23 protein-coding genes are annotated in these 17,748 nt (G+C 63.8%); 14 read left to right on the top strand and 9 right to left on the bottom strand.

Translation table 11 applies throughout. The features are described from left to right. Positions 1-201, bottom strand: a complete 201-nt coding sequence (locus DFO50_RS03355) for a lipoprotein (RefSeq protein ID WP_112692016.1) — start codon at positions 199-201, stop codon at positions 1-3. An 81-nt stretch (positions 202-282) separates the two neighbouring features. On the opposite strand from DFO50_RS03355, the gene cyaY reads away from it, so the two are divergent. The 8 genes from cyaY to DFO50_RS03315 all read left to right on the top strand — a co-directional run bounded on the left by cyaY (position 283) and on the right by DFO50_RS03315 (position 6,093). After that, positions 283-591 (top strand): iron donor protein CyaY, encoded by a 309-nt coding sequence (gene cyaY / locus DFO50_RS03350; protein WP_028498697.1) that lies wholly within the window; start codon positions 283-285, stop codon positions 589-591. Beyond that, positions 591-1,010, top strand: coding sequence for a YqaA family protein (locus DFO50_RS03345; RefSeq protein WP_112692015.1), 420 nt, complete (start codon positions 591-593; stop codon positions 1,008-1,010). The genes cyaY and DFO50_RS03345 overlap by 1 nt, the downstream gene beginning before the upstream one ends. Before the next feature lie 31 nt (positions 1,011-1,041). After that, positions 1,042-1,839, top strand: coding sequence for a 16S rRNA (adenine(1518)-N(6)/adenine(1519)-N(6))-dimethyltransferase RsmA (rsmA, locus tag DFO50_RS03340; protein ID WP_028498695.1), 798 nt, complete (start codon positions 1,042-1,044; stop codon positions 1,837-1,839). 148 nt (positions 1,840-1,987) lie between these two features. Next, a complete protein-coding gene (locus DFO50_RS03335; protein ID WP_028498694.1) occupies positions 1,988-2,725 on the top strand; it encodes an amino acid ABC transporter ATP-binding protein in 738 nt (245 codons plus the stop codon). Between the two features lie 232 nt (positions 2,726-2,957). Continuing rightward, positions 2,958-3,857: a transporter substrate-binding domain-containing protein gene (locus DFO50_RS03330; protein WP_373280113.1), complete on the top strand. Its 900-nt coding sequence runs from the start codon at positions 2,958-2,960 to the stop codon at positions 3,855-3,857. A 91-nt stretch (positions 3,858-3,948) separates the two neighbouring features. Beyond that, a complete protein-coding gene (locus DFO50_RS03325) occupies positions 3,949-4,695 on the top strand; it encodes an amino acid ABC transporter permease (RefSeq protein ID WP_028498692.1) in 747 nt (248 codons plus the stop codon). Beyond that, positions 4,692-5,354 carry an amino acid ABC transporter permease gene (locus tag DFO50_RS03320; protein ID WP_028498691.1) on the top strand — a complete coding sequence of 221 codons (663 nt, stop codon included), beginning with the start codon at positions 4,692-4,694 and terminating at the stop codon, positions 5,352-5,354. The genes DFO50_RS03325 and DFO50_RS03320 overlap by 4 nt, the downstream gene beginning before the upstream one ends. Before the next feature lie 10 nt (positions 5,355-5,364). Beyond that, entirely contained in the window at positions 5,365-6,093 is a 729-nt protein-coding gene (locus DFO50_RS03315) for an amino acid ABC transporter ATP-binding protein (protein ID WP_028498690.1), read from the top strand. A 257-nt stretch (positions 6,094-6,350) separates the two neighbouring features. Here DFO50_RS03315 and thpR read toward each other — a convergent pair whose 3' ends face one another. After that, on the bottom strand, positions 6,351-6,908 hold the full coding sequence (gene thpR, locus DFO50_RS03310; RefSeq protein ID WP_051528735.1) for an RNA 2',3'-cyclic phosphodiesterase: 558 nt from the start codon (positions 6,906-6,908) through the stop codon (positions 6,351-6,353). Between the two features lie 266 nt (positions 6,909-7,174). Between thpR and DFO50_RS03305 the strand changes: the two genes are divergently transcribed. The 6 genes from DFO50_RS03305 to aroG all read left to right on the top strand — a co-directional run bounded on the left by DFO50_RS03305 (position 7,175) and on the right by aroG (position 11,770). Continuing rightward, a complete protein-coding gene (locus DFO50_RS03305) occupies positions 7,175-7,876 on the top strand; it encodes a YggS family pyridoxal phosphate-dependent enzyme (protein WP_028498689.1) in 702 nt (233 codons plus the stop codon). A 22-nt stretch (positions 7,877-7,898) separates the two neighbouring features. Then, positions 7,899-8,705 carry a pyrroline-5-carboxylate reductase gene (proC, locus tag DFO50_RS03300; protein WP_112692014.1) on the top strand — a complete coding sequence of 269 codons (807 nt, stop codon included), beginning with the start codon at positions 7,899-7,901 and terminating at the stop codon, positions 8,703-8,705. 4 nt (positions 8,706-8,709) lie between these two features. Then, positions 8,710-9,291 carry a YggT family protein gene (locus tag DFO50_RS03295; RefSeq protein ID WP_028498687.1) on the top strand — a complete coding sequence of 194 codons (582 nt, stop codon included), beginning with the start codon at positions 8,710-8,712 and terminating at the stop codon, positions 9,289-9,291. A gap of 134 nt (positions 9,292-9,425) precedes the next feature. Further along, positions 9,426-9,725 carry a c-type cytochrome gene (locus tag DFO50_RS03290; RefSeq protein ID WP_028498686.1) on the top strand — a complete coding sequence of 100 codons (300 nt, stop codon included), beginning with the start codon at positions 9,426-9,428 and terminating at the stop codon, positions 9,723-9,725. Between the two features lie 363 nt (positions 9,726-10,088). Further along, entirely contained in the window at positions 10,089-10,505 is a 417-nt protein-coding gene (dksA, locus tag DFO50_RS03285; protein ID WP_028498685.1) for an RNA polymerase-binding protein DksA, read from the top strand. Positions 10,506-10,693: 188 nt separating this feature from the next. Then, on the top strand, positions 10,694-11,770 hold the full coding sequence (gene aroG / locus DFO50_RS03280; RefSeq protein WP_028498684.1) for a 3-deoxy-7-phosphoheptulonate synthase AroG: 1,077 nt from the start codon (positions 10,694-10,696) through the stop codon (positions 11,768-11,770). 98 nt (positions 11,771-11,868) lie between these two features. Here aroG and DFO50_RS03275 read toward each other — a convergent pair whose 3' ends face one another. The 7 genes from DFO50_RS03275 to gap all read right to left on the bottom strand — a co-directional run bounded on the left by DFO50_RS03275 (position 11,869) and on the right by gap (position 17,700). Next, entirely contained in the window at positions 11,869-12,495 is a 627-nt protein-coding gene (locus tag DFO50_RS03275; protein WP_028498683.1) for a molybdenum cofactor guanylyltransferase, read from the bottom strand. Positions 12,496-12,764: 269 nt separating this feature from the next. Continuing rightward, on the bottom strand, positions 12,765-13,229 hold the full coding sequence (locus tag DFO50_RS03270) for a molybdenum cofactor biosynthesis protein MoaE (RefSeq protein WP_107888959.1): 465 nt from the start codon (positions 13,227-13,229) through the stop codon (positions 12,765-12,767). 1 nt (position 13,230) lies between these two features. Continuing rightward, entirely contained in the window at positions 13,231-13,482 is a 252-nt protein-coding gene (gene moaD, locus DFO50_RS03265) for a molybdopterin converting factor subunit 1 (RefSeq protein ID WP_028498681.1), read from the bottom strand. Between the two features lie 166 nt (positions 13,483-13,648). Further along, positions 13,649-14,713, bottom strand: a complete 1,065-nt coding sequence (gene fba / locus DFO50_RS03260) for a class II fructose-bisphosphate aldolase (RefSeq protein ID WP_028498680.1) — start codon at positions 14,711-14,713, stop codon at positions 13,649-13,651. Between the two features lie 58 nt (positions 14,714-14,771). Continuing rightward, on the bottom strand, positions 14,772-15,404 hold the full coding sequence (locus DFO50_RS03255; protein ID WP_028498679.1) for a LysE family translocator: 633 nt from the start codon (positions 15,402-15,404) through the stop codon (positions 14,772-14,774). Between the two features lie 45 nt (positions 15,405-15,449). Next, complete coding sequence (locus DFO50_RS03250; RefSeq protein ID WP_028498678.1) at positions 15,450-16,628, bottom strand: phosphoglycerate kinase; 1,179 nt, start codon at positions 16,626-16,628, stop codon at positions 15,450-15,452. 55 nt (positions 16,629-16,683) lie between these two features. Then, the gene (gene gap / locus DFO50_RS03245; RefSeq protein WP_028498677.1) at positions 16,684-17,700 is read right to left on the bottom strand and encodes a type I glyceraldehyde-3-phosphate dehydrogenase; all 1,017 of its coding nucleotides are present in this window, start codon (positions 17,698-17,700) and stop codon (positions 16,684-16,686) included. Positions 17,701-17,748 lie beyond the last annotated feature (48 nt).

Raw genomic sequence — 17,748 nt, 5'->3', positions numbered from 1 at the left:
TTATTGATCCTCGGGGAGCTGATCGGGAGTGACCGGTTCGGTTTGCGGAGCGGCAGGTCTGGCCGGCGTCGCCGGTGCGGCGGTCGGTCCCGACTTGTGCTTGGCGGGCGGATTGGTCGGCAGATAGAGCGGACCTTTGTAGCCGCACGCCGAAAGCAGCACGGCGGTCAGCACGAGGGGAACAAGGGCGAGTCGGCGCATGGCGGGAGAGTGGCTTGTGGCAAAATCCCGATGTTAACGCAACCTTCGAATGCACGCGGGGCAACCGCGTGGCAAATACCCATGAATGACAGTGAATTTCTTGCCGCTTCCGAGGCGGTGCTTGACCGCATCCTGAATGCATTCGACGACGCCGGCATCGGTGACGCGTTGCGTACCGGCAATGTGCTGACCCTCGAGTTCGACAATGGCAGCCAGATTATCGTCAACCGGCACGAACCGAACCGGGAAATCTGGGTGGCCGCGCGCAGTGGCGGTTTCCACTTCCGCCATGACGGCACGGCCTGGATCGACACCCGCAACGGCGGCGAACTGTTTGCCCGCCTGGGCGAGATGGTGGCCGGTCAGGCTGGCGAGCCGTTCTCGTTCTGATGGATTTTCTCAACAGCATTCCCGCCGACTGGGGGCTGGCCGGCGTGACGCTGTCGGCCTTCCTGTCGGCGACCGTGCTGCCGGGGAACTCCGAAATCGCGCTGGCCGCGTTCCTGTCGGTCTACCCGGAGCAGGCGCTGTCCGCCGTACTGCTGGCGACGCTGGGCAATACCCTCGGCGGGGCCACCAGTGTCTGGCTCGGCCGCGCCCTGCCGCGCAAGGAAACGTCCGGCCGTGCCCTGGCCTGGCTGTCACGCTGGGGCACGTCGGCGCTGCTGCTGTCCTGGGTGCCGGTGATCGGTGACGCGCTGTGCGTCGCCGCCGGCTGGCTGCGGCTGCCGTGGCGCCCGACCCTGTTCTACCTCGCCATCGGCAAGCTGGTCCGCTACGGCCTGATCAGCCTGCCCTTCGTGTGGTGATCTCCACACTTCATTTACGCTGACGATACCCATGTCCCGACATATTCCGAAAAAACGCTTCGGGCAGAATTTTCTGCAAGATCCGATCATCATTGACGACATCGTGTCCGCCGTCGCCGCGCGACGCGACGATACGGTGGTCGAGATCGGACCGGGGCTCGGCGCGCTGACGCGGCCGCTGCTGGACCGGCTCGATCATCTGCACGTGGTCGAGATCGACCGCGACATCATTGCCCGCCTGCGCCGCCAGTTCCAGCCGGAACGGCTGACCATCCATGAAGGCGATGCGCTCGAATTCGATTTTGGCACGCTTGTTGCTGGCAAACCGTTCAAGGTGGTCGGCAACCTGCCGTACAACATTTCGACCCCGCTGCTGTTTCATCTGGCCGATTACGCGGAGTCGGTGGTCGACATGCATTTCATGCTGCAGAAGGAAGTGGTCGACCGCATGGTGGCCGAGCCCGCCACGGCCGATTACGGCCGCCTTGGCGTGATGCTGCAGTACCGTTTCGACATGGAGCGCATTCTCGACGTACCGCCGGAAGCCTTTGATCCGCCGCCGAAAGTCGATTCCGCCGTGATCCGCATGGTTCCCCATGCCGCACTGCCGCACCCGGCGCGCGACACGGCGGTGTTTGCCGAACTGGTGGCCTCGGCCTTTGGCCAGCGGCGCAAGACCCTGCGCAACAATCTGCGCGGCCTGCTGGGGGATGAGGATTTTGCCGCGCTGTCGATCGACCCGCAGCGGCGGCCGGAAACGCTGACGCTGGCGGAGTTTGTCGCCCTCGCCGATCGTGTTGCAGTGCAACGCATTGAATCAGGGCAGTGAATCAGCGAATTATGCTGTTGATAGGGTTCGACCTTATTGCCATCGGGTAAGACGCGCCTTACACTCGGCCGAAAATTCTACATGACAAAACGTTACGTCAATTACGTTGCCGAAGAGCACGCGATGACGTGGCAATAGAGGGGAATACGTGATCCGCTTTGTCGACGTACACAAGTGGTACAACAAGGATCTGCATGTCCTGAACGGCATCAACCTGGAAGTGAAACAGGGTGAGGTGGTCGTGGTGTGCGGTCCGTCCGGTTCGGGCAAATCGACGCTGATCCGTTGCGTGAACCAGCTGGAGCCGATTTCGTCCGGCGAGCTGTGGGTGGATGGCAAGAACGTCGTTGACCAGAAGACCGACCTGAACGCGCTGCGCGCCGAAGTCGGCTTCGTGTTCCAGCACTTCAACCTGTATCCGCACCTGTCGGTGCTCGACAACATCACGCTGGCGCCGATGCAGGTGCGGCGGATGTCGCGGGCGAGCGCGGAGAAGCGTGCCGGCGAGTTGCTGGAGCGCGTCGGTCTGGCGCACAAGAAGGACGCGTTCCCGAGCCAGCTGTCCGGTGGCCAGCAGCAGCGCGTGGCCATCGCGCGCGGACTGGCCATGCAGCCGAAGGTCATGCTGTTCGACGAACCGACATCGGCGCTCGACCCGGAAATGATTGGCGAAGTGCTGAAGGTGATGAAAGACCTGGCCGATACCGGCATCACCATGATGGTGGTAACCCACGAAATGGGTTTTGCCCGTGAAGTGGCAGACCGGGTGATCTTTATCGACCAGGGCGAGATTCTCGAGCAGGCCAGACCGGAAGATTTCTTCAAGAACCCGCAACACGAGCGGGCAAAACAATTCCTGAAGCAGGTGCTGTCCCCGATGCATTGACCGGGGCGCTTGCGCCACTGCGGGCCCTGCCCTCTTTCCTGCCCTGCGGGCTGGCGGGGGCGGCACGGCTGCGCGATATGAACGGCGCATGCCGGCATTCAGGAAAAACGTTTCTACATTCGCCCGGTGCGGCTCGCCGCACCATGAAATAGGGGTCGGTCCGAGTCAGGCCGGCTGCTGGACCATGGGTGTCGTTCAAAGGCACCCATCACCAAAGAAGGAGAGACTCTTCATGATGCAATTTGCCTCCCGCCTGATCGTTACCGCAGTCGCTGCGGCGGTCGTGTCAGCACCCGCACTGGCCGCCGAACTGACCGGCACGCTGAAGAAAGTCAAGGACAAGGGAGAGATCGTCATCGGCTACCGCGAGTCGTCGATTCCGTTTTCCTACCTTGACGGCAACCAGAAGCCGGTCGGCTACATGATGGACCTGTGTAACCGCGTGGTCGCCGACGTGAAGAAAGAACTGAACATGCCGACGCTGGTGACCAGGCTGGTACCGGTCACGTCGCAGACGCGCATTCCGCTGATGACCAACGGCACCGTCGACCTCGAGTGCGGCTCGACCACCAACTCGGTCGAACGCCAGAAGCAGGTCGCCTTCAGCGTGTCGACCTATGTGACCAGCGTGCGCATGCTGGTCAAGTCGCGTTCGGGCATCAAGTCGATCGACGACGTCGACGGCAAGTCGGTGGTGACCACCACCGGCACCACGTCGGACCGCTACATCAAGCAGAACGAAAAGGGCAAGCAGCTGAACATCAAGAACGTCTACGGCAAGGATCACGCCGACTCGTTCCTGATGGTCGAAACCGGCCGTGCCGCCGCCTTCGTGATGGATGACGTGCTGCTGGCCGGCCTGATCGCCAACTCGAAGAGCCCGAAGGATTACGCGATTGTCGGTCCGGCCCTGTCGGTCGAGCCGTACGGCATCATGATCCGCAAGGACGATCCGCAGTTCAAGGCTGCCGTCGACGGTACCCTGACCAAACTGATGAAGTCCGGTGAAATCAACAAGCTGTACAGCAAGTGGTTCACCAGCCCGATTCCGCCGCGCAACATCAACCTGAACCTGCCGATGAGCCCGCAGCTCAAGGAAGCCGTCAAGAACCCGACCGACAAGGGTATCTGATTGCAGTTGGCATGAGCGACAGGAGGCCGCCAGGCCTCCTGTTGTTTCCGGCCTGTGCCCAGGCCGGATCTAGCGTTGGAGTAACAAAGGTATGGGTCAGTATCAATGGAACTGGGGCGTGATTCTCGAACGCGTCCCGGATACCGACGAGTTCTACTATCAGTGGCTGCTGTCCGGCCTGGGCTGGACGGTGGCGACCGCGCTGGCGGCCTGGGTCATCGCGCTGATCGTCGGTTCGATCATCGGTGTCGGTCGTACGGCGCCGAACAAATGGATTTCGGGCATCTGTACCGTGTACGTGGAAATTTTCCGCAACGTGCCGCTGATCGTGCAGATGTTCCTGTGGTTCTTCGTCTTCCCGGAGTTCCTGCCGCAAGCGGCCGGCGACTGGGTCAAGCAGGACATGCCGCTGCCGGAATTCTTCACCGCCGTGTTCTCGCTTGGTGCGTATACCGCCGCCCGGGTGGCCGAGCAGGTGCGGACCGGCATCATGGCGCTGTCGCGCGGACAGAAGAACGCCGGCCTGGCGCTGGGCTTTACGCTGCCGCAGACCTATCGCTACGTACTGCTGCCGATGGCGTACCGGATCATGATTCCGCCGCTGACCAGCGAGTTCATGAACATCTTCAAGAACTCGGCGGTTGCGCTGGTGATCGGGCTGACCGAACTGACGTTCCAGATGCGCCAGATTACCGGTGAATACGCACCGGCCAACCCGATCGAAGTGATGACGATGACCAGTGTGCTGTACCTGATCGTCGCGCTGGCGGTGAACCGCGTCATGGCGTTCATCGAGAAGAAATCCCGCGTGCCGGGCTACGTGGGCGGGGGCAAATGATGAATTTCGATTTCTCCGCTGTCGTCCATGCGCAGGGCTTCCTGTGGCAGGGCCTGAAGTACTCGCTGTCGCTGACGCTGACGTCGACCGTGTTTGGTGTGCTGTTCGGCACCCTGCTGGCCATGGCCCGCCTGTCGTCGATGAAGTGGCTGAACCTGCTCGCGTCCAGCTACGTGAACCTGTTCCGCTCGATTCCGCTGGTGCTGGTGATCTTCTGGATCTACATCCTGGTGCCGCTGATGCTGGGCCTCGATGTCGGCGCCGAGCGCTCGGCCTATGTGACCTTCGCCGTGTTCGAGGCCGCCTATTTCTGCGAGATCATCCGTGCCGGCATCCAGTCGATCTCGACCGGCCAGGTCAGCGCCGGGGCGGCGATGGGCTTCACCTACGGGCAGAACATGCGCTATGTGATCCTGCCGCAGGCGTTCCGCAACGTGGTGCCGCTGCTGCTGATGCAGGTCATCATCCTGTTCCAGGATACCTCGCTGGTCTATGTGGTCGGCGCGACCGACCTGCTGGGGGCGGCCAGCAAGGTGGCAAACCGTGACAACACGCTGGTGGAAATGTACTCCGCCGTTGCGGTGATCTACTTCGTGATCAGCTATGCGCTGTCGCGACTGGTGAAACGGCTGCATGCCAAAATCGCCATCGTGCGTTAAGGAATTCCCCATGATTGAAATCAAGAACATTTCCAAGTGGTACGGCGAGTTTCAGGTGCTGACCGACTGCACGACCGCCGTGCAGACCGGCGAAGTCGTCGTGGTCTGCGGGCCGTCCGGCTCGGGCAAGTCGACGCTGATCAAGTGCGTGAATGCGCTGGAACCGTTCCAGAAGGGCGAGATCATCGTCGACGGCATCTCGGTCGGTGACCCGAAGACCAACCTGCCGAAACTCAGAAGCCGGGTCGGCATGGTGTTCCAGCACTTCGAGCTGTTCCCGCACCTGTCGATCACCGAGAACCTGGCCATCGCCCAGCAGAAAGTGCTCGGCCGCGGCAAGGAAGAAGCGATGAACAAGGGCATGAAGCTGCTGGAGCGTGTCGGCCTGAAGGCACAGGCGAACAAGTTTCCGGGACAGCTGTCCGGTGGCCAGCAGCAGCGCGTCGCCATTGCCCGTGCGCTGGCGATGGACCCGATTGCCATGCTGTTCGACGAACCGACGTCGGCCCTCGACCCGGAAATGATCAATGAAGTGCTGGACGTGATGACCGAGCTGGCGCGCGAAGGGATGACCATGATGTGCGTGACGCACGAAATGGGCTTCGCCAGACGCGTGGCCGACCGGGTGATTTTCATGGACCGCGGTTCGATCGTCGAGGATTGCAGCAAGGACGACTTCTTCGGCGCACCGCGCGGCGAACGCGCGCAGCAGTTCCTGTCGAAGATCCTGAATCACTGATCGCGGGTTTCCGCCCCGGTAATGGACAAACGGTGAGCGCTGGCTCACCGTTTGTCCATCCACCCCGCCCGCGAAGAACGGACGAGCGAAGCGAGGTTTCCCCGCGGTGGCGGAGACGGAAGAGGCCGGATTCAATCAGGCAGACTGCCGTGCTCACGACAGATTCTGTCAGTCGGGCGTGCACCGCCGCCACGGTGGACGCCGGTGCCCACCTTTATGAGCAGTCTGACGGTGAGCTGAGGCTCACCGTTCTGCATTTACGGAAGCGGCTGCTGCACCGTTCCGCTTTCACTGTTCTGATCCTGCAGCCGTCCGAACCGGCACATGATCTTGTAGCGCGGGCCGTGCGGCGTCAGGGTCGAGGCGACCAGCGCATAGTGGTCGATGTACCAGTCGAGCGGTTCGGCAAGCGCCTGTGCCGGCAGGGGCTGCTGCAGTGAGCGCAGGACGGTCAGGTGTGCGCGGTACGCGCGTTGTTCCACGTGAAACCCGTTGCCGTTCAGTGTCGAGGTTAGCACCTCGACCAGCTGGCGCAGTTCCGCCGGTGTCTGCGAGGGGGCCAGCCAGCCGGCGCGGGTGGAAAAGCTGCCGGCGCGGCTCAGGGTCAGCGTGAACGGAATGAACGGCAAGGGAGCGGCCAGTGCATTGAGCACCGGCACCCGTGCCGAGGGCATCTCGCCGAGAAAGGCCAGGGTCAGGTGGATCAGCCGGGGCGGGACCTGGCGCCCGCCGCTTTGCGGCAGCAGGGTCTGCGACACGGCGCACAGGGCCGCAGACAGTGGCGGCGGCGGTGTCGCGGCAAAGAACAGGCGCATTTCGGTCTCCCTGGCGGTGGACGCCGTCAACGGTCCGGCTGGCGTGGATTGGACTATCATGGCGATCGGGCATGCTGATGCCTTGGCTTCCCCGCCGACAGTCCGCGACTGTCCGCCGTGGTGGTGCGCGCCGGGGTCTTGCAAGCCGTTGCTGCCCGCCAATCACCGCAGTCCGGCCGTCAACGCACCGTTTATACTTTCTCCGCGAGTGGCATGACTGCATTCTGAGTTGTAGAAACCGTTTACCCCCACCGCAACGCGAAAACATGACAATGTCCCTTTCTTCCGCGCTGGAGCAGGTGAACCAGCGTATCCGCCTGGCGGAACAAGCCTCGAACCGGCCTGCGGGCAGCGTACGCCTGCTGGCCGTGAGCAAGACCTTTCCCGCCGATGCCATCCGCGACGCCCATGTCGCCGGGCAGCGTGCCTTCGGCGAAAACTATGTGCAGGAGCTGGAAAGCAAGTGCGCCGAACTGGCGTCACTGACCGATATCGAGTGGCATTTCATCGGCCCGTTGCAAAGCAACAAGACGCGCGTCGTGGCCGAGCTGGCACACTGGGTGCATTCGGTCGACCGGCTGAAGATTGCCGAGCGGCTGTCGGCACAACGCCCGGCACAGCTGCCGGCGCTGAACGTCTGTGTGCAGGTCAATGTCTCCGGCGAGCAGAGCAAGAGCGGCTGCGAGCCCGGGCAGGCAATTGCCCTCGCGCAAGCCGTGGCTAAGTTGCCGCGGTTAACGTTGCGCGGGCTGATGTGCATACCGGACCCGCATGCCGACCCGGCCACGCTGGCCGGCCAGTTCTCCCGGCTGGCGGCGCTGCGTGAGCAGCTGCGCGCCGACGGGCTGACACTCGACACGCTGTCGATGGGCATGTCGTCCGATCTGGAAACGGCCATCGGCGCCGGCTCGACACTGGTTCGGGTCGGTACGGCGATTTTCGGTGCGCGCGACTACGGCGTGCGTTAACCCCCCTTTTTCTGGAGCACTCATGAACGTCTTGTTTATTGGCGGCGGCAATATGGCCACCGCCATCATCGGCGGTTTGTACCGCCAGCCCGGAACGACGATCAGCGTGGTCGAACACAGCGAGGAAAAGCGTGATGCCCTGGCGGCGAAGTATGGCGTGACGGCGCTGTCCGCCCTGTCCGCCGCGCTGTCTGCCGACGATGTCATCGTGCTGGCGGTCAAGCCGCAGAACCTGAAGGCGGTCTGCACCGAACTGGCCCCGCGACTGAACGGCGCGCTGCTGGTGTCGATCGCTGCCGGCGTGGATATCGCCACCCTGTCGCGCTGGAGCGGCGGCACGACGCGCATCGTGCGGGTGATGCCCAACACCCCTGCCCTGGTTGGCAAGGGCGTCAGCGGCCTCTACGCGGCGGCAGACGTGGCCGTGGCCGACCGGAACGCCGCCGAAGCGATCATGACGGCGGTAGGTCGCGTGCTGTGGGTCGGGACCGAGAGCGGCATCGACGATGTCATCGCCGTGTCCGGCAGCGGTCCGGCTTATGTGTTCCATTTTGTCGAAGCGCTGGAAGCGGTCGGCCGCGACGTCGGTTTCGATGCCGAGACCGCGCGACAACTGGCGCTGGAAACGTTCGAGGGTGCCATCGCGCTGCTGCGCGACAGCGGCGAGCCGGCTGGTGAACTCAAGCGCAAGGTGATGAGCAAGGGCGGTACCACGGAGCGGGCGATCGCCAGCTTCGAGGATGACCGGGTCAAGGAGGCCATCGTGCGCGGTGCGCTGGCTTGCCGCGCCCGGGCGGTCGAAATGAGCGCCGACTTCTCGCGGAGCTGAGCCGATGCTAGCCGATACCCTGCGTTTCCTGATCCAGACCGCCTCCGACCTGTTCGTGCTGGTCCTGCTGCTGCGCTTCTACCTGCAGCTGGCCAACGCGCCGTTGCGCCATCCGCTGGTCCAGTTCGTCCGTTCGGCCACCGACTTTATCGTACTTCCGCTGCGCAAGCGGATTCCGGCCTGGCGCGGCTACGATACGGCCACGCTGCTGACCGCGTGGCTGACCTCGCTGATCGCCATCGTGCTGCTGCTGGTGCTGGCACCGCTGCCGTACAACTTCGCACTGCCATCCAACTGGCTGTCGATGGCGCTGCTGGCGGTACTGTATGTGTTCCGTGCCACGGTCTACCTGCTGATGGGAGCGGTCATCGTCCAGGCGGTACTGTCCTGGGTCAGCCCGTACAATCCGCTGGCACCGTTGCTGGAACTGCTGACGCGACCGTTCCTGCGGCCGTTCCGCCGGCTGATGATCGGCCAGGTGGATCTGTCGCCGCTGGCGCTGCTGATCGTGCTTCAGGTGGTGCTGATGCTGCCGATAGCCTTCCTGGAGCGGATGCTGCTGGCACAATTGCAGTTCGGTGTCTGAGCGGGGCCGACTGACGGCGGTTTATGTCAGTTGCCTAGAGGTTGATCAATATTTTCCAGAAAAATAAAGAGTATGCTGACGCGCACGCGGGGCAGTGTCCCCGCGTGGCCTGATTACCCTGTGGAGAACAATCGATGAAAAAAATACTCGTGGCGTTGACCGTGCTGGGCACGATGACGACCCTGCCGGCGTTTGCCAACCTGCAACTGGCTCAGCAGAAGAACTGCATGTCCTGTCACACCGTCGACAAGAAGCTGGTCGGCCCGGCGTTCAAGGACGTGGCTGCCAAGTACAAGGGTGGCAATGAAGCCGCGCTGGTGCAAAAGGTGATGAAGGGCGGATCGGGTGTCTGGGGTCCGGTCCCGATGCCGGCCAACAACATCAGCGAAGCGGATGCGAAGACGCTGGTCAAGTGGGTGCTGTCGCAGAAGTAATCTGGCGCTCCATGCCGGGCGCGGCGGCATCGTCCCCGCCTTGCGTCCGGCGCATCACCGCACGTGGCCGCTTTTCCGCACCATGCTGCTATAAAAGGTGGGCACCGACGGCCACCACCCTCGCCCGTCGCGGGGGAACCTCGCGGACCGCAGCGTCCTGACCTGGCGGGGTTTGTCGACCGTCCGGAGCGGGGATCGTTTTCCCGCTTCACTTTTATTGAAATACCTTGTAGAACGGCATTCCCCCCTCTATATATGTGCGTTGAAACGGGGGAACGGGGCATGTCCCCGCATTGCGGTGGTTGCTCTCAAGCGCTACCACCGGTAATCTGCCCGCCGTTTTCATCTCGCCGGATAACAAATATGGCCAAGCTGACCGAACAGGACGTCCTCAACTGGAACGGCGACGATAGCGACTACATGAACGCCGATCATCTGGAGTTCTTCCGCGAACGTCTCCTGCAGATGCAGGAAGAGTTGATCAACAACGCCAGTGCCACAACCAACCACCTGCAAGAGCAGGAGGCCACGCCGGACCCGGCGGATCGGGCCACACTGGAAGAAGAATACGCGCTGGAGCTGCGCACCCGCGATCGCGAGCGCAAGCTGCTGCAAAAGATCCAGTCGACGCTGAAGAAGCTCGAAGACGGCTCCTACGGCTTCTGCGAAGACACCGGCGAGCCGATCGGCCTCAAGCGCCTGCTGGCCCGCCCGACCGCGACGCTGTCGGTCGAAGCCCAGGAACGCCGCGAACGGCTGAAGAAGCAGTTCGCCGACTGATCCGGCACCCCGGCAATGTCTGGCGACATTGCCGCCATGAGCCTGCGCCGCCCTCACGGGCGGCGTTTTGCTTGCCGGGAATCCTGTCGCCGGTCCATGACGGCGCGGTATCGCGTTTGCACCTGCCGGCAAAGCGCGATAGATTTGATGCCTCGCAACATTTTCCCTCGCAGCCGAAAGCCTTCATCATGCAACGCCAGACCGACGACGTCCGAATCCGTGAGATCAAGGAACTGCTTCCGCCGATCGCCCATCTGTATGAACTCCCGATCAGCGAGGCGGCGTCGGAACTGATTTTTAATACGCGTCGCGATATTTCCCGCGTGCTGCATGGTGAGGATGACCGTCTGCTGGTCGTGGTCGGCCCGTGTTCGATCCACGATACCGCTGCCGCGCACGAGTACGCGAATCGTCTGCAGGCGCTGCGCCAGCAGCACGAAGACGCGCTGGTGGTGGTGATGCGGGTCTACTTCGAGAAACCGCGCACGACCGTCGGCTGGAAGGGGCTGATCAACGACCCGAACCTGGACGAGTCCTACGATATCAACAAGGGCCTGCGCATTGCGCGCAAGCTGCTGCTGGAACTGAACGACCAGGGCATCCCGGCCGCGACCGAATTCCTCGACATGATCACGCCGCAGTACTTCGCCGACCTGATCAGCTGGGGCGCGATCGGCGCGCGGACCACCGAGTCGCAGGTGCACCGCGAACTGGCGTCCGGTCTGTCCTGTCCGGTTGGCTTCAAGAACGGTACCGACGGCAACCTGAAGATCGCCATCGACGCCATCCGTGCCGCCGGCAATTCCCACCACTTCCTGTCGGTGACCAAGACCGGGCATTCCGCCATCGTCAACACCGGCGGCAACCCGGACTGCCATGCGATCCTGCGCGGCGGCAAGGAACCGAACTACTCGGCTGCGCACGTGCAGGCCGCAGCGGCCGAACTGGCCGCCGTCGGCCTGCCGCAGAAGCTGATGGTCGACTTCAGCCATGCCAACAGCCGCAAGGACTTCCGCCGGCAGATGGAAGTCGGCGATGACATCGCTGCCCAGCTGGCCGGTGGCGACGAACACATTTTCGGCGTGATGATCGAGTCGCACCTGGTCGAAGGCCGCCAGGACCAGAAGCCGAACTGCCCGCTGACCTACGGCCAGAGCATCACCGACGCGTGCATCGGCTGGGACGATACGGTCGACCTGCTGGGCACCCTGGCCGATGCGGTCCGCGCCCGCCGGGCGAAGAACGGCGCACCGTCCGGCAAGTAAGCATCGGCAGTGGAAACAGAAACCGCCCCGTGGCATCGGCCACGGGGCGGTTTCTTTCTGTCTGGCGGCTGTGGACAGCACGGTCGAAAAGCCGGCCTTCAGTCGGGCGCGACACCGCCCTGCCCGGCCGCCAGGCTGGCCACATCGTCCAGCGTATTGAGATTGGGGAACGGCTGCCCGAATGCCACCGTGGCGTGGCGCAGGCCGCCCAGCCAGCCGCGGATGCTGCGCCCGCCGCCAAGCAGGTAATCCGCCAGCGACGCGGCCTGGCCGGTCCTGACCATCATCAGTGTCGGGTGCCAGCGCTCACTGTCGCTGGCGGATACGGCGTCGTGGCCGGCTGCCAGGGCATCCAGTAATCGCGAAGCGAAATTGTCCGGCAGTCTGACCGTGTCCACGCTGATGACCAGCAGCGGTTCGCCTGTGGATAACAATGGGGACAATTGTGCCGCGTGCAGGCCGGCCAGCGGTCCGAGCGAGCCGGGAAGCACGTCCGGCAGCACCGGTACGCCCAGTGCCGCATAGTCGTCGAGGTGGCGGTTGGCGCTGATCAGAACCTGCCGCGGCGGCTCTGCCTGGCGTGACAGCGCCACGAGCGAGCAGCGGATCAGCGGCGTCTGGCCGAGGCGGACCCAGCCCTTGTCGACGCCGCCCATCCGCGATGCCTGGCCGCCTGCCAGGATCAGTGCCGAGTAGGCGCGGACATTTCCGGTCTTATTTTCCATGCAGGAAAATCCGGGTTGAGTTGTGGATAACTTTGTGCATGGAAATTGTCAATACTCTTGTCTTATGGCGGGCTTATTCCGGTTTCACGCGGAACATGCTGTTATTGCAGGATTTTCTGCTGCCATTGCTGAAATGTTTCACGGGAAACATTGCCGCGCAGCCTGTGCATAAAACGGTGGATGAAAATCGCGGTGGCACGGTCTGGGCGGAAGCGGGACAACGCCGCGCTGTGGACAAGTCTATGGATAAAGTGTGGGCAGGGTGTGACTTATTTGGGGGTATCTTCCCAGCGCGCGGCGGCGCTGTCGTCGCTGTCCTTGGCGTCCACCCAGCGCGACTGACCATCCGCTCCCCATTCGCGCTTCCAGAACGGCGCCCGGGTCTTCAGCCAGTCCATGACGAACTCGCAGCCCTCGAAGGCCGCGCGGCGGTGGGCCGAGGCGGTGACGACCAGCACGATGCGTTCGGACAGTTCCAGCCGGCCTACCCTGTGGATAACCGTGACGCCATCCAGTGGCCAGCGGCGGCCGGCGTCATCGATGATGGCCGCCAGTTCGCTTTCGGTCATGCCCGGATAGTGCTCGAGTTCCAGGGCGACCACGTTGTCACCATCACCGAAATCGCGGACCAGGCCGACAAAGGCGGTCACGGCGCCGATACCGGGGCGCTGGTAACGCGCGATCTCGGCGGCAGTATCGAAGTCGTCGTGGCTGACACGGATATGGACGTCCATTTCAGCCTCCGGTGACCGGCGGGAAGATCGCGATTTCGTCGCCCTCGCTGAGCACGGTGTCCACGGTGGCGATCGCCTGGTTGCGGGCGACGCGGAACGGGCGCCCGCCTCCCAGCGCTTCGCGCCAGTCGTCGCCCCGGGCGACCAGCAGGTCGATCAGGGCGCCGATGGTGGTGCCGGAGAATTCCAGGTGTTCTTCCGCGCGGCCGAAGGTGTCGCGCAGGCGGGCGAAGTACAGGATGTGTAGCTGCATGGCGTTTTCAGATGGGTGACAGACGGGGCAACGGAACTATATGCGTTCGACGGCCGGGCTGCCATCGTCCGGACGGCATAGACGACAGAGGCCGTTCGCGGACGAACGGCCTCTGATGCCTGCCCGGGCCATGTCATGCCCACGGCGGGGACGAAAGGTGCGGGATTTAGCGCACGACCTGGGCCAGCGCGCCGCTGGCGTAGCGATTGGCCATGGTGTCGAGGTTGACCGGCTTGATCTTGCTGGCCTGACCGGCCGAGCCGAAGGCTTCGTAGCGGGCGATGCACAGGTCGCGCATCGCGTCGGTGGAGACCTTCAGGAATTTGCGCGGGTCGAATTCGGCCGGATGCTGGGCCAGGAAGCGACGCACGGCGCCGGTGCTGGCCAGACGCAGGTCGGTGTCGATATTGACCTTGCGCACGCCGTGCTTGATGCCTTCGACGATTTCCTCGACCGGCACGCCATAGGTTTCACCGAGATCGCCGCCGAACTCGTTGATGATCTTCAGCCATTCCTGCGGCACGCTGGACGAGCCGTGCATCACCAGATGGGTGTTCGGGATGCGGGCGTGGATTTCCTTGATGCGGTCGATGCGCAGCACGTCGCCGGTGGGCTTCTTGGAGAACTTGTACGCGCCGTGGCTGGTGCCGATGGCGATGGCCAGCGCGTCGACGCCGGTATCCTTGACGAATTGCGCGGCTTCTTCCGGGTCGGTCAGCAACTGGCTGTGATCGAGCACGCCTTCGGCGCCGACGCCGTCTTCCTCGCCGGCCATGCCGGTTTCCAGACTGCCGAGGCAGCCGATCTCGCCTTCGACCGACACGCCGCAGGCATGGGCGAAGTTGACCACGGTGCGGGTCACGTCGACGTTGTAGTCGTAGTCGGCCGGGGACTTGCCGTCACTCTTCAGGCTGCCGTCCATCATCACCGAGCTGAAGCCGAGCTGGATCGAGCGCTGGCACACATCCGGGCTGGTGCCGTGGTCCTGGTGCATGACCACCGGGATATGCGGAAACTCTTCGATCGCGGCCAGGATCAGGTGGCGCAGGAACGGTGCGCCGGCGTATTTGCGCGCACCGGCCGAGGCCTGGACGATCACCGGCGCGTCGACCTTGTCGGCGGCTTCCATGATGGCGCGCATCTGTTCGAGGTTGTTGACGTTGAAGGCCGGCAGGCCATAGCTGTATTCGGCTGCATGATCGAGCAGCTGGCGCAGGGAAACGAGAGCCATGTTTGGATTCTCCAGAAAACGGCGCGCACGGCAGGGGCCGCGCGCGAACGGGTAATGATCAGGCCTTGCTCACGCTGCTCAGCGCAACGCCGGCCACCATGAAGGAACTGCCGGCAAAGCGGTTCACCCAGCGCATCCGCAACGGGCTGGTCAGCCAGTGCTTGAGCCGGGCGCCGCCGGTGGCGTAGACGAACTGCCAGCTGGTCTCGATCACGTAGAACGTGATGGCCAGCACCAGCAACTGCGGGCCTTGCGGCGCATCGGCATGCATGAACTGCGGGAACAGGGCGGTAAAGAAAATGAAAGCCTTCGGGTTGCTCATCGACACCAGAAAACCGGTGCGAAAGCGCTGCTGCCAGCTGGCATCGCGCAGCTGCGGATCGGTCTCGGCGACGGCGGGCGCTTCGACCCGGGCAAACCAGGTGCGCAGCCCGAGCCAGATCAGATAGGCGGCGCCGGCGTACTTGATGACGGCGAACAGCAGCTCGGACGTGGCCAGTACCGCCCCCAGTCCGGCGGCGGAACCGGCCATGATCAGACCGAGCCCGACCAGCAGGCCGGACATGGTCGGCAGCGTATGGCGCACGCCATAACGAATGCCGTGGGTCATCGCCAGCAGCATGTTCGGGCCGGGAGTGGCCGAGACGAAGAACACGGTCACGACGAACAGGAGCCAGGTATTGAACGACATGGGCCACTCCAGGAGTTGCCGGGCCGGCATCTGCCGGGACCGGGATCAGTGCGAGGCGCGTTCGGCCAGGATGGCGACGGCCGGCAATTCCTTGCCTTCCAGGAATTCGAGGAAGGCGCCGCCGCCAGTGGAAATGTAGCCGATGCGGTCGGTCACGCCGAACTTGGCGATGGCGGCAAGGGTATCGCCGCCGCCGGCGATCGAGAACGCGTCGCTGTCGGCGATGGCGCGCGCCAGGGTCTGGGTGCCACCGGAGAACTGGTCGAACTCGAACACGCCGACCGGGCCGTTCCAGACCACGGTGCCGGCATGGGCGACGATTTCGGCCAGGCGGCATGCGGACTGCGGGCCGATGTCGAGGATCATGTCGTCCTTGGTGACGTCATCGACCAGCTTCAGCGTGTCGTCGGCGTTTTCCGAGAATTCCGGCGCGACGACCACATCGGTCGGCAGCGGCACATCGCCGCCATTGGCGCGGATCTTGGCAATGACCTTCTTCGCTTCGCCAACCAGTTCGGATTCGGCGAGCGACTTGCCGATGCCATGGCCTTCGGCCAGCAGGAAGGTGTTGGCGATGCCGCCGCCGACGATCAGCTGGTCGACCTTGTCGGCCAGCGATTCGAGGATGGTCAGCTTGGTCGACACCTTGGAGCCGGCGACGATGGCGACCAGCGGGCGGGCCGGGGCCTCCAGGGCGCGGCCGAGGGCTTCCAGTTCGGCGGTCAGCAGGATGCCGGCACAGGCCAGGGGCGCAAAGCGGGCAACGGCATGGGTCGAGGCCTCGGCACGGTGGGCGGTGCCGAACGCGTCGTTGATGAAGACATCGCACAGGCTGGCATACGCCTGGCCCAGCTCGGGCAGGTTCTTTTTCTCGCCGCGGTTCAGGCGGACGTTTTCCAGCATCACCACCTGGCCCGGCTTGATGTCGATGCCGTCCTGCCATGCGGTAATGACCGGTACCGGCTGGCCCAGCAGCTCGGACAGACGCTGCGCGACCGGCGCGAGGCTGTCCTCGGGCCGCGGTTCCCCTTCGGTCGGGCGACCGAGGTGGGACATCAGGATGACGGCGGCGCCGTGCTTCAGGCAGTGTTCGATCGATGGCATCGACGCGCGGATGCGGGTGTCGTCGCCGAGTTTGCCGTGTTTCACCGGCACGTTCATGTCCACGCGGATCAGCGCGCGCTTGCCGTCGAGATTGATGTCGGTCAGTTTGTTGAAATGCATGGCCTTGGAGCCCGTTAATAAATTGAGTGGAGGGCCGTAGCGGCCCTCCGGGGGATTACTGACGCGCGGCGAACATCGCGCGGGCAGTATTCAGCATCTGGCAGCTGAAGCCCCACTCGTTGTCGTACCAGGCCAGAACCTTGACCAGGTTGCCGTTGGACACCTTGGTCAGCGTGGCGTCGAAGTGCGAAGCCTCACGGGTGTGGTTGAAGTCCATCGACACCAGCGGCAGCGTGTTGTAGCCGAGCACGCCCTTCATCGGGCCGTCGGCCGCCGCCTTCATCAGTTCGTTGACTTCGGCCACCGTGGTGTCACGGGCCGCTTCGAAGGTCAGGTCGACCAGCGACACATTGATGGTCGGCACCCGCACCGAGAAGCCGTCGAGCTTGCCGGCCATGTCCGGCAGCACCAGGCCGACGGCCTTGGCCGCGCCGGTCTTGGTCGGGATCATGTTCTGGGTGGCGGAACGGGCGCGGCGCAGGTCCTTGTGGCGGACGTCGGTCAGCACCTGGTCGTTGGTGTAGGCGTGGATGGTGGTCATCAGGCCCTTGACGATGCCGAGGCTGTCGTTCAGCGCCTTGGCGACCGGTGCCAGGCAGTTGGTGGTGCAGCTGGCGTTGCTGACCACGGTCATGCCGGCGCGCAGCACGTCATCGTTGACGCCATAGACCACGGTGGCATCGACGTCATCGCCGCCCGGCGCCGAGATCAGCACCTTCTTCGCGCCGGCCTCGAGGTGGACGCGGGCCTTTTCCTTCGAGGTGAAGGCGCCGGTGCATTCGAGCACCAGGTCGACATTCAGCGCCTTCCACGGCAGTTCGGCCGGGTTGCGGGTGGCGAAGAACGGAATGGCGTCGCCGTTGATGATCAGGTGGCTGTCGTCATGGCTGACTTCGCCGGCGAAACGGCCGTGGACGGTGTCGAAGGCGGTCAGGTGCGCATTGGTAGCCAGGTCGCCGGAGGCGTTGACCGCCACGACTTCAAATTCGTTGCGCAGATTGTATTCGTAGATGGCGCGCAGGACCTGGCGGCCGATGCGGCCGTATCCGTTGATGGCAAGGCGAAGAGCCATGGCGTAGATCTCCAGTCATTCGTAAAGGGTGCGGCGGCGCCCGCAGGC

Source organism: Microvirgula sp. AG722 (genome assembly GCF_003269145.1).
In the GTDB taxonomy this organism is placed as follows: domain Bacteria; phylum Pseudomonadota; class Gammaproteobacteria; order Burkholderiales; family Aquaspirillaceae; genus Microvirgula; species Microvirgula aerodenitrificans.
The sequence above is the reverse complement of the archived record's forward strand: the minus strand, read 5'-3'. Positions and strand labels throughout refer to the sequence as shown.